Source organism: Pseudomonas sp. B21-012, assembly GCF_024749305.1.
Taxonomy (GTDB): Bacteria; Pseudomonadota; Gammaproteobacteria; order Pseudomonadales; family Pseudomonadaceae; genus Aquipseudomonas.
This window is the reverse complement of the sequence record NZ_CP087197.1, coordinates 1,985,195-2,003,851: the sequence shown is the minus strand read 5'-3', so window position 1 is coordinate 2,003,851 and position 18,657 is coordinate 1,985,195. Positions and strand designations below refer to the sequence as shown.

Annotated in this window: 11 protein-coding genes; 1 reads left to right on the top strand and 10 read right to left on the bottom strand. The window is 63.5% G+C overall.

The window, feature by feature from the left end; all coding sequences use genetic code 11:
- Positions 1–70 precede the first annotated feature (70 nt).
- Together pqqA and LOY37_RS09155 are read right to left on the bottom strand one after the other, a co-directional pair.
- Positions 71–142 (bottom strand): pyrroloquinoline quinone precursor peptide PqqA, encoded by a 72-nt coding sequence (gene pqqA / locus LOY37_RS09160; RefSeq protein ID WP_009394664.1) that lies wholly within the window; start codon positions 140–142, stop codon positions 71–73.
- 110 nt (positions 143–252) lie between these two features.
- Positions 253–1,773 carry an aldehyde dehydrogenase family protein gene (locus tag LOY37_RS09155; RefSeq protein WP_258716682.1) on the bottom strand — a complete coding sequence of 507 codons (1,521 nt, stop codon included), beginning with the start codon at positions 1,771–1,773 and terminating at the stop codon, positions 253–255.
- A gap of 202 nt (positions 1,774–1,975) precedes the next feature.
- Between LOY37_RS09155 and LOY37_RS09150 the strand changes: the two genes are divergently transcribed.
- Positions 1,976–6,487 (top strand): hypothetical protein, encoded by a 4,512-nt coding sequence (locus LOY37_RS09150; RefSeq protein WP_258716681.1) that lies wholly within the window; start codon positions 1,976–1,978, stop codon positions 6,485–6,487.
- A 41-nt stretch (positions 6,488–6,528) separates the two neighbouring features.
- Here the strand turns inward: LOY37_RS09150 and LOY37_RS09145 are convergent, their stop codons facing one another.
- From LOY37_RS09145 to LOY37_RS09110, 8 genes are all read right to left on the bottom strand, one after another.
- Entirely contained in the window at positions 6,529–7,302 is a 774-nt protein-coding gene (locus LOY37_RS09145) for an enoyl-CoA hydratase (protein ID WP_010224326.1), read from the bottom strand.
- 14 nt (positions 7,303–7,316) lie between these two features.
- Complete coding sequence (locus LOY37_RS09140) at positions 7,317–8,444, bottom strand: acyl-CoA dehydrogenase (protein WP_045202085.1); 1,128 nt, start codon at positions 8,442–8,444, stop codon at positions 7,317–7,319.
- 8 nt (positions 8,445–8,452) lie between these two features.
- The gene (locus LOY37_RS09135; RefSeq protein WP_093385163.1) at positions 8,453–9,646 is read right to left on the bottom strand and encodes an acetyl-CoA C-acyltransferase; all 1,194 of its coding nucleotides are present in this window, start codon (positions 9,644–9,646) and stop codon (positions 8,453–8,455) included.
- An 18-nt stretch (positions 9,647–9,664) separates the two neighbouring features.
- Positions 9,665–10,432, bottom strand: coding sequence for an SDR family NAD(P)-dependent oxidoreductase (locus LOY37_RS09130; RefSeq protein ID WP_258716680.1), 768 nt, complete (start codon positions 10,430–10,432; stop codon positions 9,665–9,667).
- A 12-nt stretch (positions 10,433–10,444) separates the two neighbouring features.
- Positions 10,445–12,097 (bottom strand): AMP-binding protein, encoded by a 1,653-nt coding sequence (locus tag LOY37_RS09125; RefSeq protein WP_258716679.1) that lies wholly within the window; start codon positions 12,095–12,097, stop codon positions 10,445–10,447.
- A 133-nt stretch (positions 12,098–12,230) separates the two neighbouring features.
- Positions 12,231–16,607, bottom strand: a complete 4,377-nt coding sequence (locus tag LOY37_RS09120) for an NEL-type E3 ubiquitin ligase domain-containing protein (RefSeq protein WP_258716678.1) — start codon at positions 16,605–16,607, stop codon at positions 12,231–12,233.
- A 44-nt stretch (positions 16,608–16,651) separates the two neighbouring features.
- On the bottom strand, positions 16,652–17,689 hold the full coding sequence (locus tag LOY37_RS09115) for an AraC family transcriptional regulator (protein WP_258716677.1): 1,038 nt from the start codon (positions 17,687–17,689) through the stop codon (positions 16,652–16,654).
- Between the two features lie 73 nt (positions 17,690–17,762).
- A complete protein-coding gene (locus tag LOY37_RS09110) occupies positions 17,763–18,626 on the bottom strand; it encodes a LysR substrate-binding domain-containing protein (protein ID WP_258716676.1) in 864 nt (287 codons plus the stop codon).
- Positions 18,627–18,657 lie beyond the last annotated feature (31 nt).

Here is an 18,657-nt window from a genome sequence, read left to right as displayed (position 1 = left end):
TGCAATCAGACCATCGGCGGGCAGAAACAGGAGCGCCGACCGCTGCAAGCAGCGACCGGCGCAAGAGGGATCAGCGATTGGCGAAGTACATGGTCACTTCAAAACCGATACGCAGATCAGTGAACGCAGGCTTTTTCCACATAGGTCCATCCTCTTCTGGCACCACAGGATTGCGGTGCACCTATTAATACACCGTTGCCGGTGCGGGTCGAATGCTACTTTGGAAGCGTTTCTTTCAGCCTATCCGGGCCCTCAGAAGAACCCCAGCGGGTTGACGTCGTAACTGACCAGCAGGTTTTTGGTCTGCTGGTAGTGATCGAGCATCATCTTGTGGGTCTCGCGGCCGACCCCGGATTTCTTGTAGCCACCGAACGCGGCGTGGGCCGGGTACAGGTGGTAGCAGTTGGTCCACACACGCCCGGCCTTGATGCCCCGGCCCATGCGGTAGGCGCGGTTGATGTCGCGGGTCCAGACCCCGGCGCCCAGGCCGAACTCGGTGTCGTTGGCAATTGCCAATGCCTCGGCTTCGTCCTTGAAGGTGGTCACGCCGACCACCGGGCCGAAGATTTCTTCCTGGAACACGCGCATCTGGTTGTGGCCTTTAAGCAAGGTCGGCTGGATGTAATAGCCGCTGGCAAGGTCGCCACCCAGGCGCTCACAGTCACCGCCGGTCAGCACCTGGGCGCCCTCTTCGCGGGCGATCTGCAGGTAGGAGAGAATCTTGTCGTATTGCTGCTCGGATGCCTGGGCGCCGACCATGGTCTCGGTGTCCAGCGGGTTGCCGCGCTTGATCTGGCTGATCTTTTTCAGGACCTGGGCCATGAACGGCTCGTAGATCGACTCCTGGATCAACGCCCGCGATGGACAGGTGCACACTTCGCCCTGGTTGAAGAACGCCAGCACCAGGCCTTCGGCGGCTTTCTCGATGAAGGCCGGCTCGGCCTGCATGATGTCTTCGAAGAAGATGTTCGGCGACTTGCCACCCAGCTCGACGGTCGACGGAATGATGTTCTCGGCAGCGCACTTCATGATGTGCGAACCGACCGGGGTGGAGCCGGTGAAAGCAATCTTGGCGATACGCTTGCTGGTGGCCAGGGCTTCACCGGCTTCACGGCCAAAGCCATGGACAATGTTGAGCACGCCCGCCGGCAGCAGGTCACCGACCAGTTCGGCGAACACGGTAATCGACAGCGGCGTTTGCTCGGCCGGCTTGAGCACCACGCAGTTGCCGGCAGCCAGGGCCGGGGCGAGTTTCCAGGCGGCCATCAGCAGCGGGAAGTTCCATGGAATGATCTGCCCGACGACCCCGAGCGGCTCATGAAAATGGTAGGCCGCGGTGTGCTCGTTGATCTCGGCGGCACTGCCTTCCTGGGCGCGGATGCAGCCGGCGAAGTAACGGAAGTGGTCGGCGGCCAGTGGCACGTCGGCATTCAGGGTTTCGCGGATGGCCTTGCCGTTGTCCCAGGTTTCACTCAGGGCCAGCACTTCGAGGTGCTGCTCGATGCGATCGGCGATTTTCAACAGAATGCGCGAACGTTCCTGCACCGAGGTGCGGCTCCAGGCAGCGGCGGCGCCATGGGCGGCGTCCAGCGCCAGGTCGATGTCGGCCGCGCCCGAGCGCGGGAACTCTGCAATCGTCTGGCCATTGACCGGCGAACCGTTGCTGAAGTACTGGCCGGTCAGCGGCGCGACGAATTCGCCGCCGATGTAGTTACCGTAAACGGCCTTGAAGCTGATCAGGGCATCAGCGGTGCCAGGGGCTGCGTAGATCATCGGGACCTCATGTGCGGTGCGGGCCTGTCGGCATGACAGGCAGCTGGCTCGATGGTAAGCAGGCGCACGGCAGGCGCGAATCGGCCCTTGGCAGGTACCGTCTCGTCAATTGGTAGTAACGCCTGGGTGCTACCCGAATACCGCCCACTCATGCGTGTGCGCACGTCATATGGAGCCTCCCTTTTTTTGGAAGCCTCGCCAGATGACCGCCTCGTCCCCCCATCAGTCCATCGCCGAACAGGCCACCTTGAGCTGCGCGGTAGCCAAGCGTTTCGTCAAGCGCCCCGCCCTGCTCGAAGTCGCCGGGCAGCTCCTGCTTGAGCATTGGGACCAGCGGGGGCTGTCACTGCAGCACAACCCGCTGACGCTTTATCTGATCAGCCAGCACGGCGCGCAGGTGCATATCCGCCAGTTGCCGCAAGTGCTGATCGAGCGCTATTGCCTGGGCGGTACCTTGAACCTGGACAGCAACGAAGATTGTCTGAGCCGGTATCCTCAACAAGGCCACGACGCACTGCTCGATGTTGACCTGCACGCCCTTGAGCTGCTGATCAACGAGTGTGGCCCGTTGATCCTTGAAGCCTTCCTGCAGGCGCTGGTCGAGTTCTGGAGCCAGAGTGACGAGCGCGGTGAAACACCCTGGGGCTGGTATGCCGGCTATCTGCAAAGGCTGATGAAAGACGCTATCGAGATAGCCCTGAGCAGCGGCACGCTGAGCGCCGACCAAGCGGCGACAGCCGGTATCGTTACAGCGTTTCCAACTGCGCAACAACGCAGCAGCTACGCCAACCTGCAGGACTACAGCGTCCAGCAAGTGACAGTGGACCTGACCTCGGCCCAGGTCATTGATGCCGACCTGTCCAGCGCTTTACTGATCGAGGATTTCCCCGACCCGCCAAAGCCTCAAGTGACGGTCCTGTTTACCCTGGTAGGTGCGCTGGCGCCCTTCGAGTCAACCCAGGGCTTGCTCGACATGCTCGCCAGAAGCTGGCCACGTTCGCTGCTTAGCGCAGCGCCACCCACGCAATTCACCCCGACAAGCACCTCGGCGTTCGAAGTTCAGGCAGGCGGATTTCTCAAGCAACAATTGCGTTTGATTGAAATCATCGCCCTGGCTTCAAGAACCCATGAGCAAGCGCAGGCACTCAATGCCACCCTTGATCGCTCCACCTCGATGCTGGACCTGTGTACGGCCGAGGAACTGGAACGCCAGAGCAAGATCGCGCTCCTGTTACCGGCCTGGCTGCTCGACAGTGAACTGGCTATTCGCTACAGCACCTTGTTGATTAATCAGGCCCAAGCCAACAAAGAGGCCGGCGGCAAAACCTGGCGTGATGAAATCGATACCGCCGAAATATTCGCCTGCAAGGCACTGGACGCGAGGATCGCGCAGGATCACCCCGGCGCAGGCTTTAACGCCGAGAACGTGTTGATCAGCAATCGTCAGGTCATCGCCAGCGCCATCCCCGGGCAGGGCAGCCTGATCACCGATGGCGCCATCAAGGTCGTCAGCTTCTCCCTTGCACAGCTGGCCATCGACAACCTCGGCGTGCTGGCAGCAGGCACCGTGCGCGTGCACCTGGTCAACGGTGCCCAACTGCCGGAGTGGATGAACGAGCACTATGTTCGATCCCTGGTACGTGAACTGGATATGGGTGCGATGTATCCGCAGACCTTGCAACACCAGCTTCTGGATGAACCTGCGCAGTTTCAAACCAGGCAAACGCTGTTCTGCACACAGCTAAAAACCCAGCTACCGCTGCTGGCGCTGGAGCTGCATCTGCGTGACAAGCGTCTGAGCCTGGCCGCGTGCCAGGCGGTGGATGCGCTGTTTGGCCTGGCAGAGCCGGGCATTTGGGTGCTGCGCCCCATGGCCCTGTTGCGCTCAACCGGTGCTACGGGCGATACATTGCTCAATGCCTGGCTGATCGAAACGAGTGACGTCAGGCAGGGCCCCTGCGTGCTTTATCGGCCATTGCATAGCGAACCGTTGCTGGAGTTTCACGACCGGATTGCTCTGTTCGATGCCTTCGCCAGCAGCGGCCCATTGCAGGATGACCTGCTCGAGCGCCTGCCCGAACATACGCGCCCGGTCTATGCCAATGGCGGCCTGCGTGAACCGCATATCCACCGCTTTGTTCCCGGCGCCGAGTTCGAACGGCTGCAGACACCGGCACCTGCCCGTCTGGATATGGCCCTGGCCAAAGGCGCAGTACACCAGCTGATCTACCAGGCCAGCGCCCGGGAGCTGGTCGAACGGGCCAGGCGCCACTCGACCAGCAGCGCACAGTCGCGCTGGGACGCCTGGAAGCAACTGGGATGGTTGATGTTCAACACCTTACTGCCCTTGTTCGAGGGTGGCGTCGCCAAGGTTGCCTGGATGATCCAGGTCATCGACAGTGCCAAGCGCCTGCTCGAGAGCGATGAAAAGGCCAGCCCCGGCAAACATCGCCAAGCGTTCGCCGACTTGCTGGTCAACATCGCCATGGTCCTTTTCGTGCACGCCACCCGCCGCCTGGGCATCAAACCCGAGACGCCGGCGCACCCTGGCGATGGGCCAAAGCCGGTCAGAGTCCCCAGCACCCAGGTACTGCCGGCGCCACAGGCCGAACTGAACTTCAGTTGGGCACGTCCCGACCACCAGCTGACGACGCAACAAAAACACCAGCTTGAGCGCCTGGCCAGCCCGCTGGCACCCTCCATGCTCGGTAGCCCCATTGCCAACGGCGCACTGCAGGGCCTTTACCTGCACAACGAGCAACTGTACTTCGCCCAGGGTACTCACGCCTACCCCGTGCAATACGATGCCGGCGTCAAGCAGCCTCGCATCGTTAGCGGACCATGGCTGAGAAGAGACGAAGCCCGGCGCTGGACGCTCGATCTGCGTTTGCGCCTGCGCGGTGGCCAGCCGCTGCGCAATCGCCTCACGTCTGCCGACCTGCAGCAGGCGATCGACACCCTGGATGAGACATTACGCACCCAGCAAAGCGCCGCCCTGGCCAGCCAACAGCGGCTGCACAATTTTGCCCGGCAGATCAGCGACGACACTGACCCGCGCATCCTGCAAGGCTACCTGGACAAGATGGAAGCGCTGTCACAGGACTTTGAACAACACCTGCGGACACTGCACGAGCGCAATGAAAAGCGCCCGCTCAATCAATACAAAACCCTGCGGGCAAAAGCCCTGTTTGAACGGGCGCGTTGCGAACTGTCCGTGATTGCGACCCTGGGCAAACTGTACAAACCGTTGCGCCAGCGCTTTGTCCAGACGGTGAAAGACGCCGAAGGCGCCTTGCCTGATGCAGGTACGCACGAACATTCATTGCAAACCAGCCTGCTCGACCAGGTTGATCCCTTGATCGGCAAGTTGATCGACCATCACCAAACCCTTACCGCCACCCGCGAGCATCTGCACAAGCTGTCCAGCATTCGCCAACCCACAATCCAGGTGATGGAACTGAGCCTCGACGAACCAGCCATCCGCCCCGCATCGCGGCTGTATTGGTACACCCTGCGCAGCGAAGTGCTGAGTAATCGCTTGCGGCTGGTGGAGACAGACGAAGACTCCAGCGAAAGTGATTACTGGCTCGAACACAGTTGGCGCAATATCGAGCAGGGCATGCTGCAACGCATGAACTTGCTGGCATTGAGCCGCGAGGAGATAGAAGTTCATGCCCGGGTGCTGGACAACATCCAGCGCCACTTCGATACCGCGCTGCGCCAGCTGGGTAACCTGAAGAGTTTGCTGCCCGGGCAGCAAGCCGCCAATAGCCTGGTGTCCAGGCTCGAAACCGACATGGCACTGATGCTCAAGGAAACCCGCGCCGACCTTGCCGAATACCCGCAGCCACTGCTTGAGCGCAGCAGCCTACGTCAATTGCACCGGCAAGTGCCGGGGCTGATCGAAACCCGCGATGAAGGCGTGCTGCTGGGGCAACAGCGGCGCAACAGTGAAGGTATCGTCGACATTCACAACCCGCAGGATGACAGCGTCCGCGCGTCCTACCGAGAAGACCCGCAGACAGGTAGCTGGGAGCCATTGGCTGTCGAACAAGCGCTACTGCCACAGGTCGCAGACGCCGAGCTGAGCGCTCTGCTGAGGGAAGGCATGCGCCTTGCGGCACTCGCCAGGCAAGACATCCAGCGCCTCAAGCGCCAGGGTAAAAGCACCTACCTGCCGGTCGAGATCGAGGAGATCGCCGAACGCCGACAACGGTCACTGCTCGCTCAGCGTCAAGCCATCGAACGTGCCCTGACCCAAAGCAACCAGACCGATCAGGCCGCCGACAACACCGATGCTGCCTTGCAGATCAAGTTGCTGGATGACGTCGCCAATGAACTGTTGCAGACCGGCGCGCAACTGAGGACAGAGGCGGCCCTGGCGCAAGCGCCGAGCATGCGCGAACTGGAGTACCTGCTGGGCAAGGGCCAGGTGAAACTCAAGCGCCTGGTCAGGCGCAAGCCGCTGGCCAGCACCCGGGACTGGGCTCAGGATTACCTGGATGAATACGTGGTGCTGCACGCCAACAAACCCTTGTGGTATGCGCACTTTCACTACGCGGCCGAAAACACCGCAATCGACGACTTCAAGGCTGCACACCTGAAGCTTGCCAGTCAGCGCTATGACCGCGGGCAGTTCGTCGAAAGCAACAAGCTGGTGCACCGCGGGCCGATAAGCCTGGCGGCGGCCCGGCAATGGTTCTTCAAGGAGTGATGCAGTAAAAAACGGGCGCTGGCAACAGCGCCCGATCAATCTCAGCGATCCTTGAACTGCGCCTCACGCTTGGCGATGAACGCCGCCATGCCTTCCTTCTGGTCTTCGGTGGCGAAGGCTGCATGGAATACCCGGCGCTCGAAGCGCACGCCCTCGGCCAGGTTGACCTCGAACGCGCGGTTAACGCTTTCCTTGACCATCATGGTCATCGGGATCGACTTGCTGGCGATCGTCGCCGCCACCTTCAGCGCTTCTTCCAGCAGCTCGGCTTGCGGCACCACACGCGCCACCAGTCCGGCACGCTCGGCTTCCTCGGCGCCCATCAGACGCCCGCTCAGGCACAGTTCCATGGCCTTGGCCTTGCCCACGGCGCGGGTCAGGCGCTGGGTACCGCCCATGCCCGGCAGCACACCGAGATTGATTTCCGGCTGGCCGAACTTGGCGTTGTCGGCGGCGAGGATGAAGTCGCACATCATCGCCAGCTCGCAGCCGCCGCCCAGGGCAAAACCCGACACCGCGGCAATGATCGGCTTGCGCCGGTTGGCAATGCGGTCTGCGTCGCTGAACAGGTCATCGACGTAGATCTGCGGGTAGCGCAGGTCGGCCATTTCCTTAATGTCGGCGCCAGCGGCGAAGGCCTTGGCGGAGCCTGTCAGCACCACGCAACCGATGTTCGGGTCGGCTTCGAGCTGGTCCAGGGCCTGGTTGATCTCGCCGACGATCTGCGCGTTCAGGGCATTGAGCGCCTGTGGGCGGTTGAGGGTGATCAGGCCGACCTTACCGTGGATGTCCAACAGAATGGTTTCAAATGACATGCAAGCTGCTCCCTTCAAAGATTTCGCGCAATGACCATGCGCTGAATATCGCTGGTGCCTTCGTAGATCTGGCAGACCCGCACATCGCGGTAGATGCGCTCCAGCGGAAAGTCGCTCAGATAGCCATAACCGCCAAGGGTCTGCAAGGCATCCGAACAGACCTTTTCGGCCATTTCCGAGGCGAAAAGCTTGGCCATCGACGCTTCGACCAGCGCCGGACGCCCGGCATCGCGCAGCGCCGCGGCATGCAGCACCATCTGCCGGGCCACGGCAACGCGGGTGGCCATGTCAGCCAGGCGAAAAGCCACGGCCTGGTGCTCGATCAATGGCTTGCCGAAGCTTTCGCGCTCGCGCGCATAGTCACGTGCTACCTCGAAGGCGGCGCGGGCCATGCCCACCGACTGCGAGGCAATGCCGATACGCCCGCCTTCAAGGTTGGCCAGGGCGATCTTGTAGCCTTCGCCCTCCTCGCCAAGGCGGTTGGCCACCGGCACGCGCAGATTTTCAAAGACGATCTGGCAGGTGTCGGAGGCGTGCTGGCCGAGTTTGTCCTCGACCCGTGCCACCTGGTAACCCGGCGAGTCGGTGGGCACGATGAAGGCACTGATGCCGCGCTTGCCGGCCTCGGGGTCGGTTACCGCAAACACTATCACCACCCCGGCGTTCTGCCCGGAGGTGATGAACTGCTTGCAGCCGTTGAGCACGTAGTGATCGCCATCGCGGCGGGCGCGGGTCTTCAGGCTGCTGGCATCGGAGCCGGCTTGCGGCTCGGTCAGGGCGAAGGCGCCAAGCATGGCGCCGCTGGCCAGCGGGGTGAGGAACTGCTGCTTCTGCTGCTCGCTGCCGAACTTGAGAATCGGCACGCAACCCACCGAGTTGTGCACACTCATGATCGTCGAGCAGGCGCCGTCGCCCGCGGCAATTTCTTCCAGGGCCATGGCGTAGGCGACATAGCCGGTATCGCTGCCGCCCCACTGCTCCGGCACCAGCATGCCGAACAGGCCCAGTTCGGCCATCTCCTGGATGGCTTCTTTGGGGAAGCGGTGTTCGCGGTCCCACTGCTCGGCAAACGGGCGCAGGCGCTCCTGGGCGAACTGACGCACCGCGTCGCTGATTTGCTGTTGTTCGTCATTAATTAGCATGGTGCACCTCAGTACAGACACTCGACGGCCATGGCCGTGGCTTCACCGCCGCCGATGCAGATGGCGGCAATGCCGCGATGCAGGCCTTTCTGGCGCAGGGCTGCGAGCAAGGTAACCAGGATGCGCGCGCCGGAAGCGCCGATCGGGTGGCCCAGGGCGCAGGCGCCGCCATGCACGTTGACCTTGTCGTGGGGCAGGTCCAGGTGCTTCATCGCCGCCAGGGTGACCACGGCAAAGGCTTCGTTGATTTCGAACAGATCGACCTCGGCCAGGTTCCAGCCGGTGCGTTTGATCAGTTTGTCGATAGCGCCGATCGGGGCGCTGGGGAACAGCGCCGGGGTGTCGGCGAACGCCGCGTGGCCATGGATCACCGCCAACGGCTTCAGGCCTTGCTTCTCGGCCTGGGAGCGGCGCATCAGCACCAGCGCCGCCGCGCCGTCGGAGATGGAACTTGAGTTGGCCGCGGTCACCGTGCCGCCTTCGCGAAAGGCCGGCTTGAGCTGCGGGATCTTGTCCAGACGGGCCTTGGGCGGCTGCTCGTCGTCGCTGATCAGGCGCTGGGTCTTGCCCTCGGTGACTTCGACCGGGACGATCTCGCTGGCGAAGCTGCCGTCCTTGATCGCTTGCTGGGCACGGGTCAGCGAGGCGATGGCGAAATCGTCCTGCTGCTGGCGGGTAAAGCCATTGCTTTCGGCGCAGTCCTCGGCAAAGGTGCCCATCAGCCGGCCCTTGTCGTAGGCGTCTTCCAGACCGTCGAAGAACATGTGGTCGATGATCTTGCCATGGCCCATGCGATAACCGCTACGGGCTTTGTCCAGCAGGTAAGGGGCGTTGGACATGCTCTCCATGCCGCCGGCCACCACCACCTCGGCGCTGCCGGCCAGCAGCAGGTCGTGGGCCATGATTGCCGCCTGCATGCCCGAGCCGCACATCTTGTTGAGGGTGGTGCAGGTGGTGCCCTTGTTCAGGCCGGCGCCCAACGCCGCCTGGCGCGCCGGGGCCTGGCCCAGGCCTGCGGGCAGCACGCAGCCGAACAGCACTTGTTCGACGCTGTCGGGGGCAACACCTGCGCGCTCGACGGCGGCGCGAATGGCGGCAGCGCCCAGTTGCGGTGCGGTGAGGCTTTTCAGCTCGCCCTGCAGGCCGCCCATGGGCGTGCGCACGGCGCTGACGATTACGATCGGATCATTGGCGAGGGTCATGTTTGAGTGCTCCTGAAATTACTTGGCGGCCATGCGCAAGGCGCCGTCGAGACGGATCACCTCACCGTTGAGCATGCTGTTTTCAATGATGTGGCGGGCCAGCGCGGCGTACTCCTGCGGGCGCCCCAGGCGTGGCGGGAACGGCACGCCGGCAGCCAGCGAGTCGCGCACTTCCTGGGTCATGCCGGCCATCATCGGGGTTTCGAAAATGCCCGGGGCGATGGTCATCACGCGGATGCCGAAGCGCGCCAGCTCACGGGCCGCCGGCAAGGTCAGGCTGGCAATTGCGCCCTTGGAGGCGGCATAGGCGGCCTGGCCGATCTGGCCGTCATAGGCGGCAATCGAGGCGGTGTTGATGATCACCCCGCGTTCACCGTCAGCGCTCGCCTCGCCTTCGGCCATGGCCGCAGCGGCCAGGCGCAGCAGGTTGAAGCTGCCGATCAGGTTGACGTTGATCACCCGGCTGAAGCTTTCCAGGCCATGCGGGCCGTTCTTGCCCAGGACCTTCTCGGCGCCGACGATACCGGCGCAGTTGATCAGCCCGTGGATTTTGCCGAAGGCGGCAACCGCCGCATCGATCGCAGCCTGGGCGGCGGCTTCCTGGCTGATGTCGGCCACCGCGAAGTGCGCCTTGGCGCCCAGCTCGCGGGCTTTGGCGGCGACCGCTTCGGCATTGAGGTCGACCAGCATGACCTGGGCACCGGCCTCGATGAGCATCTGCGCGGTGGCAGCGCCCAGCCCGGAAGCGGCGCCGCTGACGATGAAGTTGTTATTGGCAATCTGCATGATGTTGGTTCCTCAGGCGCTGGCGGTCGACGCCAGCGCGGCCTGTTGTTTGGCTATTTCCTGATTGCGCAGGATGAAACGTTGCAGCTTGCCGCTCGGTGTCTTGGGCAGCTCGCTGACAAATTCGATTTCCCGTGGGTAGGCGTGGGCATACAGGCGCTGACGCACGTGCTGCTTGAGGGCCTCGGCCAGTTCTTCGCTCGGCTCTTGGCCTTTGGCCAGCACCACGAACGCCTTGATCAGCTCGGTCCGCTCCGGGTCCGGCTTGCCCACCACCGCGGCTTCGATCACCGCCGGGTGTTCGATCAGCGCGCTCTCGACATCGAACGGGCCGACCCGGTAGCCGGAGGTGGTGATCACGTCATCGCTGCGGCCGACAAAGCTGATGCTGCCGTCGTCGTTGAGCTCGACGGTGTCGCCGCTCAAGTAGTACTTGCCGACGAACGCCTTGGTCGGCAAACCCTGGTAGCCGGCAAACCAGCACAGCGGCGACTGCTCGCGGTCGACAGCGAGAATGCCCGGCTGCCCGGCCGGCAGTTCGTTGTGTTGTTCATCGAGCACGACGATGCGGTGACCGGGGATGGCGAAGCCGGCAGAGCCCAGGTGCACCGGGTGCTGCAGGCCATGGTGGTTGCACAGGACCATGCCCAGTTCGGTCTGCCCGTAATGGTCGTGAATGGTCACCCCCAGCTCGTCGGCAAACCAGCGGATCACCTGCGGGTTAAGTGGCTCGCCGGCGCTGCTGAGCACCCGCAGGCGGCCCTTGATCGGCGCGCTGAACTCGCTACCAGCGGCGATCAGCAGGCGGTAGGCCGTCGGCGAGCCGGCCAGGTTGCTGATGGCGTACTTGTTGATGACCCGGCAGGTGCTCTCGACGCTGAACGGCCCATCGAAAAACGTGGTGGCATGGCCCAGGGCAAGCGGACCGGTCACGGCGTAATAAAGCCCGTAGGCCCAGCCCGGATCGGCGAGGTTCCAGAAGCTGTCTTCAGGGCGCAGGTCGATGGCATCGCGCATGTAGCCCTGGAAGGCGACGATGGCCCGCAGCGGCACTTCCAGCGGCTTGGCCGGGCCGGTGGTGCCGGAGGTGAACATCAGCAGGAACGGTGCCTCGGCCCCCAGCAGCACCGGCTCGCAGTGATCACTGGCCAGCGCCAGTGCGCTGTGAAAGTCGATATCGCCGGAGCCTGGCGCAGCGCCCACGCAGATGACCGTCGGGCAGCCATGCACGTCGTCGAGCTTGCTGCGATTATGCGGTTCAGTGACGACTGCCTTGGCTGTGGACTGCTCCAGCCGGTGCTCGATGGCCTTGGGCCCGAATGCGGTAAACAGCGGCTGGTACACCGCCCCCAGGCGCCAGGTGGCCAGTACCGTGATCAGCAGCTCGGCCGTACGCGGCATCAACCCGGCAACCCGGTCGCCGACGCCCACACCCTGGGCCCTGAGCACATTGGCCAGGCGCGCGGCAGAATGTTGCAGTTGCTCGAAGCTGTAGCGTGCGCTGCTGCCGTCGCGGCCTTCCCAGTTCAGGGCAATACGATTGCCGCCGACATGCCGGTCGCAGCACTCGACGCAGGCATTGACTGCCTCAAGGTTGCCTTGCAGGGCAGCCGCAGCGGTGTGCAGGTAGTCGAACCCTTGCGCTGCGGCGCGGTAATCACGCATCGCCAGACTCCTCGTTTGTTATTGTTGGAATAAAACGATTGGTCTGAAGATAGTCGCGCCAGAGCTGGCGCGGGACAATGGCCAAAGCTGTCAAAGTGGATGACTGGTTTGGCCGCTGGCCCTGACGCGACTACTAACTCTCGGCTTTTGTGACAAGCAAGGGCTTGGTCAGCGCCACAATCAAGGCCTGTACCTTCTCGGCGCGCTCGACCGCCAGCACATCCACTGCTGCCTCGTCGCCCCCTGCCATGTCGGTCAGTTCCTGCAGCCGATCGACGAAGGGCTCTTCAACCTCCGCGAACGATTGCGGATAAGTGTCACGCAGGTAATTGACCCAGAAATCCCGGGAAGCGATGAAGTCCAGCAGTTCATCTCCGGCTTCAGCTGTGCGTACTGTCCTGGCCGCGTCGTCGAGTTGACGCGAGGTTACCCCCGCCACCCCGCCAAACTGCATGTAACGTGGCTGGCCGGGCAGGTCCAGGGTCTCGGCCAGACCAACCCGATAGGCCAGGCTGACCTCCACCTCGTCGACGCCCAGGCCGCTGGCCTGACGCGCATGGATATCCTCCCGGGCAACCTGCTCGACACGCTCAAGGCGAAACAAGCGCCTGGCCACCCCAAGCAAGCGGCTGGCCTGGTTTTCCGAGCCAGGCTGCTGCTCGGCTTGCCACAAGAAGTAACCCACTTCGAGGTTACTGAAGCAATCCGAAACGCTGTCGACGCAGGTCCTTGGTGCCGAGGCCAGCTTGAACAGGGTCGAACGCAGCGTCTGGCTGTCCACCGCCTCTTCGACAAGGGCCCAGACCCGCCGGCTCAGGTCCTCGCGGTTCATCCGGTAGTCCGCAGTGCCGCTCAGCTCGCCGAGCAGACGCAGAAAACCTGCGCTGCCCTCTGCCCGTGCGAGATCATCCCATTGCCCCGCACGCACTTCGTACACCCGCTCATCCAGGGTGGCCAGCCAAAGCGCACGAGCATCGACCGGCAGCTCGTGCTCATCCTCTTCTGGCAACTGCATGCCATCGAGCTCGGCCAGGCGTTGCCAGGTCGCCTGCGCCAAGGGATTGCCCTGCAAGTAGATGGCGTCACGGATCACCCCAGGGGTATGGAAAAAGCGCTCGGGCAAGGTGGCGATCAGATTGTTGCGCAAGTCGGCCTGCTCCAGGAACGGTCGGCTGAGCAACCCGCGCGGCAAGGCTTGCAGGCCGGTGTTGCGCAAGCTCAGTTCGCGCAAACGGTGCAAGGGCCGCAGGTTGAGGTTGCGCCTCAGCGGGTTGTTGTCCAGCACCAGCATGCGCAGTTGGCTCAACCGGGCCAGTGCATCGACATCCATGGCCTGCAGGGCGATGTGGTTATGTTCCAGCCTGAGGGTGCGCAACGCCGACATGTGCTCAAGACCGGACGGCAACTGGTCAAAAAAGTTGTTGCTCAGGTTCAGCCAGCGAGTGTTCGAAAACGCCCGGAAAAACGACGCAGGCAGCCTGCGCATACGCATGCCGACCATGACCACATCGACCACATGAGCAAAGCTGATCTCGCCCGGCAGATTGGGAAAGGTCGGGATATGCCGGCCAACAATGCTCAGGCGATAACCCTGGAGAATCCCGTTCGCGTCAATGATCGGCTCGCTTTGACGACGCCAGCAGTGGCGCAGCGCTTCGGCCACGCGATTGCGTGGCGACAACAGCACCGTAGCGCTACCACTTGCTTGCGCAGGCGCTGCGGCCTCCCAGGTGCTCAGCGTCTGATCGAGCAACTGATACTCCTGCTCGAGCCGCTGCAACGCCAGCAGCACTGAAGAGCCACTTTCGCGCAGACGGGCAACAAAGGCTTCGCGCTGCTCGACATCAAGGCCGGGAAACAAGGCACACAAGCGGTTGCTGATGCTTTGCGCCATCGCCTGCGCAGCCCCTCGTCCACTCAGCAGATACCCTACGCGGCCATCTGCCAGGCGATGTCCCGGGTTGAACCAGCGCCGGACCGGCGCCAGGCCCAGAACCCCTTCCAGTTCGCTGGCAGCGACCGGCAGCTGGGCAATCAGGTCCGCGCGCATTTGCCCAAGCGCATGCGGCCCCTGCCATCCCAGGCCTTCACGCTGGGCATCATTCATCGAAGCGGCAATCACCTGTAGCAACTCCCCGCTCAGCTCGACGTCCTCAGCGCCATCTGGCTGATCGCCGTAGAGCTGGTAAACGCCTTGCTGGTGGACGATGACCCTGTGCAGCCCAGGGCTGTCTTCGGGCTTCAGCCGGTCGAGCAAACGGCTGTAGGGAAAGCGGTCATGCAACGCCAGGTTCACCTCTTGCGGCCACCCCGGCAAACGCCGGAGTGCATAGAACACCAGGTGAGCGCTGTCCAGCGAACCGCCGTAGCCAAGGTATAGACCTTCACGGGCGCGAGTCAGCTGCGCCACCCGAGCCAGCATCCGCGCTTGTTCCGCCAGCCCCAGGGGTACGCGCGCCTCGGCTGCCAGCAGTGCGCGCGCTTCATCGCTGGCCTGTGCAAGCAAGGCCAGGCCATAGGCATCGGGTAAGGTGGGGAAGTCCCGCTGGAGCGTTGCCAGCAGCGGGTCGTCAGGCAAGTACCGTGTAGAAAGCGACACACCGTGCTGGTGCTGGGCGAAGCGCTCAAGGGTGTCGCGCAGGCCTATCGGCATCCGGCGGTTTTCCACCAGCAACCCGCGCAGTTCATCTTCATCGATAGCCGCCACCTGCAACAGCGCACTCACCTCGCTCACGCTCATCAGCCCGGCAGCGGGCCACAGGCGTTCGAGCAGATGCGACTGGCCCTGCCAGGCCAGCGGCCACTCATCACGCAAGCGCCAGGCGCGTTCGCCATTGAACTCGACGACCGGCCCATACGCGTCGGCACGTTGCTGATGAACCAGGCGCCACGGACCTTGCTGCGGGACCTGACGAACTTCGTAGACTTCGCCGCGTAGCGACAGGTAACTGCGCCCGTCGGCCAGGTGCAGGCCGCTATCGGTCAAGCGCGAGCCGGCGGGAATGCGCCCCAGCTGGTAAGGGCGCAGATCCCGGCGCCATAAGCGCGGCTGATTGCTTTCGAGGGTGACCGGCAACAGTGACTGGACAAAATCGCTGCGCTTGAACGCTCTGCCGACACTATGGATACCCGCCCCCAGCGCTACCGTCACCGCCACAGTCTGGGCAACACCGAGCAGATGCTCGAGTGCTTCGCCGCGATGCCCGCGCAGCCAGTCTTCGGCCCCTTCGAACACCTCGCTCAAGGTCTGCAGTGCAAGATGCCCGAGCAACAACCCACCCACAGCGGGAACGAACAGGCCGACCAGGTTGAGTGCCGTCCAACCGGCCGCAGCCAGATCAGAACGCCACGCTCGGGTCGCCGCACTGTCGACATCGGCGGTCGGCACCGCCAGTACCCGGGCATCGGCTTTGATCCGTGCCAGCTGCAATTGACAGAGACCGGTGAACAGATCACCACGCAGGGGCGTGCCCGCCAGGTCCAGGTCAACGCTTGAATCGGTGAGTCTGGTTGCCAGCAGCAGGGCAAAACCGGCACGTTGCTGCAAACCGATCAGCGCACTGAAGTAGGCGCGATACGACTCGGACCCCTTGAGCGACTCCGCCAGTGCCACGTTGAAGGCAAACCAGGAGCGGTAACTGCGCAAAGGCTGCTGCCGGTCGGTCGGAAAATACACCAACAACCCGCGAATCAGGCTGGCCTCGGTCCAGCGCAGTGCCCCTTGCGGCGGGTCGCCGCGCACTTCGAAAACCACCGCACCGCTGACCTGGCAGTTCAGCGCAATCAGTTGATAAATACGTACTTCCAACCCGCCATGGCTGACCTGGGATGCGCCCGAGACGACTTGCTCGAGCATCTGGTAGGCCAGCGCATCGATCTGCCCGCGCAAATGAGCGAGGCGTGCAGCCACTTGCAGGGCCAGGCGCTTTTCCTCGGCCAGGTCCTGCTCAGCCGGCGCGAAGACATCCTCCAGATGCTGCTGGAAACGCCTGCCCACATCCAGCTCACGGCAGACGCTGGCCACTTTCTCGGGCGTATCGACCAGCACTGTCTCGAGCTCGCCCGCAGTGACGATCGCTGTCCCGGCATAGTAGCTGCTGGCGGCTGTCTGGCGAGCGCCAAAGCCTTGCAGCAGGCGCTGCATCAAGGGCTGGGTGAGCAGAATCGTATCATCACTAGGCAGCCCGATACCCTGGCTAGGCTTGAAGTCGCGCAGTACTTCACGCCACTGGTCGCTATCGAGCTTGCCCTGGTAGTTGAGCTTGTCGTGCAGTGCGTCTGCCAGCAACGGCTTGGCAAAAGCATCAATGGCCTGGAGTTCATCCAGGGTTGCGTGGACGGCTAGCTGGCTTTGCCGAAGCCTTGCGAAATCGTCGCGCAAATCATTGATCTGCTCGACGGAGGCGGTTCTGAGCCAGTCAGGCAGGATTTGACCGATGAATTCATCGGTCACCCCGGGCTGGGTGATCGCAGGCGGTGTGGCTGGGGATTGGGCGGCAGGATTAGGCACGTTCAAGGTCCTGGGGGAATGGCAATCCTCCAGCCTAGAAACGCTTAACCATCACTGGCAGCGAGAGGCGTTTCACCCTGGCCGATCAATGCCCGATAGTGGCCCGGATTGCAGCCATACCACTTGCGAAAGGCCTTGTAGAACGAGCTGCTGTCAGCAAACCCCAGGCGCTCGGCGATTTCGGCAAAGCTTATCTGCTCCTGGGCCAGCCAGGCGATTGCCAGCTCCTTGCGCACGCTGTCCTTGAGGCCCTGGTAGGTGGCGCCCTCCTCGGCCAGGCGTCGACGCAGGGTCGAGGCCGATATGCACAGTTGCTGGGCCTGGCCCTCGGTTTCCGGCCAATCACTGGCGGGAAGCTGGCGCAGCGTTTCCTTGATCCGTCGCGCCAGGCTCGCCGGATCGCGGTACTTGACCAGAATATTGGCCGGCGCCTCGGCCAGAAAGCGCTGCAACTCTTCAGGCGTGCGCTTGAGCGGCAGGTCCAGGCAATCGGCGGCAAAGATCATCCGCGTGCGTGGCCGGTCAAACTGCAGGTTCTCCGAGAACATCACCCGGTAATCGTCGCAAAACGGCGGCTCGGCACAACGCAGCTCAATGGCCAGGATCGGGATGCGCCGCCCGGCCAGCCAGCAGGCGACGCCATGCACAATCATCCAGAAGGTGAAGTAGGTGAAGGCCCGGCGCGGCTCATCCCGGGGCTCGCCGATGACGATCTCCGCCAGGCTTTGCTGGCGCACCAGCGCCGGCTGCAGGTGCTCGAGCATCAGCCCGAGAAACGCCAGGGCGCTTTCAAGCCCGGCGCCCAACGTGGGCTGGGCCATGGACGAGCGGCACACAAAGGCCAGGCTGCCCGTGCGCAGGCCACGCGGGTCCATGCAGAAGAACTCATCGTGGCAACGACGAGCCAGCAGCCGCCAGAGCTGCGCGTAGGCCCCGGCGGGCACCCGCGCATCGGCCTGCTGCAACTGTTCGGGGTCGATCCCCACACGACTGAGCAGGGCCTGGCTCGCGGCGCCGGGGGCGCAGCTTTGCAGCAGCGCCTCGCGCACCAGTTGCATGGAGATGGTGTCTTTCTCCGCCATCAGCAGTCGTTCGCCTTGCCTGTAGTGTTTGCCCGCCATCTTAGGGGCCCGCCGGGAAAAAACCAGCCCCGCCTCATACCGCTGCCGCCAGGCTGAGAAACGCCTGGATCAGGCGCAGTTCGCGGCGTCGCTCCAGGCAGCCGATCATGTGCTGGTTGATCAGCCCCGCTGCGCCGATGGGTCGCGCCACCACCCGCGGGTCATGGCTGATCTCCACCGACGAAACGATACCGATGCCCAGCTCGGCCGCCACCGCTTCAGTCACCGCCTCGCGGCTGTCGAGCTCCAGCAGCACGCGCGGCTGCACCTGGGCATCGCGGCAGGCCTGATCGAAGGTGCGGCGGGTAATCGAGGTCGGTTCGCGCAGTACCATGATCTGCCGGTCCAGCTCGCCAAGGGGCAATTCCTCGGTGCTGGCGGCCCAGGCATGCCCGGCCGGCAGCAAGGCGCAGATCCGTGAATCGCCCAGGCTTTGCAGGTGCAGGCCCTTGCGCGACTCGACCTCGGTCATCACCGCGACATCGGCATGCTCGCTGAGCAGCGCCGCCAGGGTTTCCTGGGCGTTGCCCAGACGCAGGTTGACGGTGATCCCCGGATACCGCGCGCGCAGCTGCGCGAGCATCGGCATGACCCGGTGCGGGCCGTCGGCGGCCACTTCCAGGCGCCCGGTGAGCAACTGGCGGTTGGCCTCGAGCATCGCCTGGGCTTCTTCGGCAAGGCCAAACATCGCGCGGGTGATCGCCGCCAGGCGAATGCCCTCCTCGGTCAGCTCGACACGTCGCGCCGTGCGGCGCAGCAAGGTGATCTGGTAGTGCTCCTCAAGCGCCTTGACATGCCCGGTCACCGCCGGCTGGCTGATGAACAGACGGGCGGCGGCGCGGGTAAAACTGCCCTCACGGGCCACGGCATCGAAGGCGCGGAGCTGGAACAGGTTCATATCTATCGGCCTGACTTATGGCTGGCATAAC

Bases quoted from the DNA above. Each gene is read 5' to 3' on its own strand.
- LOY37_RS09115 (WP_258716677.1), bottom strand. From the start codon at position 17,689: ATGGCGGAGAAAGACACCATCTCCATGCAACTGGTGCGCGAGGCGCTG.
- LOY37_RS09110 (WP_258716676.1), bottom strand. From the start codon at position 18,626: ATGAACCTGTTCCAGCTCCGCGCCTTCGATGCCGTGGCCCGTGAGGGC.
- LOY37_RS09135 (WP_093385163.1), bottom strand. From the start codon at position 9,646: ATGACCCTCGCCAATGATCCGATCGTAATCGTCAGCGCCGTGCGCACG.
- LOY37_RS09150 (WP_258716681.1), top strand. From the start codon at position 1,976: ATGACCGCCTCGTCCCCCCATCAGTCCATCGCCGAACAGGCCACCTTG.
- LOY37_RS09155 (WP_258716682.1), bottom strand. From the start codon at position 1,773: ATGATCTACGCAGCCCCTGGCACCGCTGATGCCCTGATCAGCTTCAAG.
- LOY37_RS09130 (WP_258716680.1), bottom strand. From the start codon at position 10,432: ATGCAGATTGCCAATAACAACTTCATCGTCAGCGGCGCCGCTTCCGGG.
- LOY37_RS09145 (WP_010224326.1), bottom strand. From the start codon at position 7,302: ATGTCATTTGAAACCATTCTGTTGGACATCCACGGTAAGGTCGGCCTG.
- LOY37_RS09140 (WP_045202085.1), bottom strand. From the start codon at position 8,444: ATGCTAATTAATGACGAACAACAGCAAATCAGCGACGCGGTGCGTCAG.
- LOY37_RS09125 (WP_258716679.1), bottom strand. From the start codon at position 12,097: ATGCGTGATTACCGCGCCGCAGCGCAAGGGTTCGACTACCTGCACACC.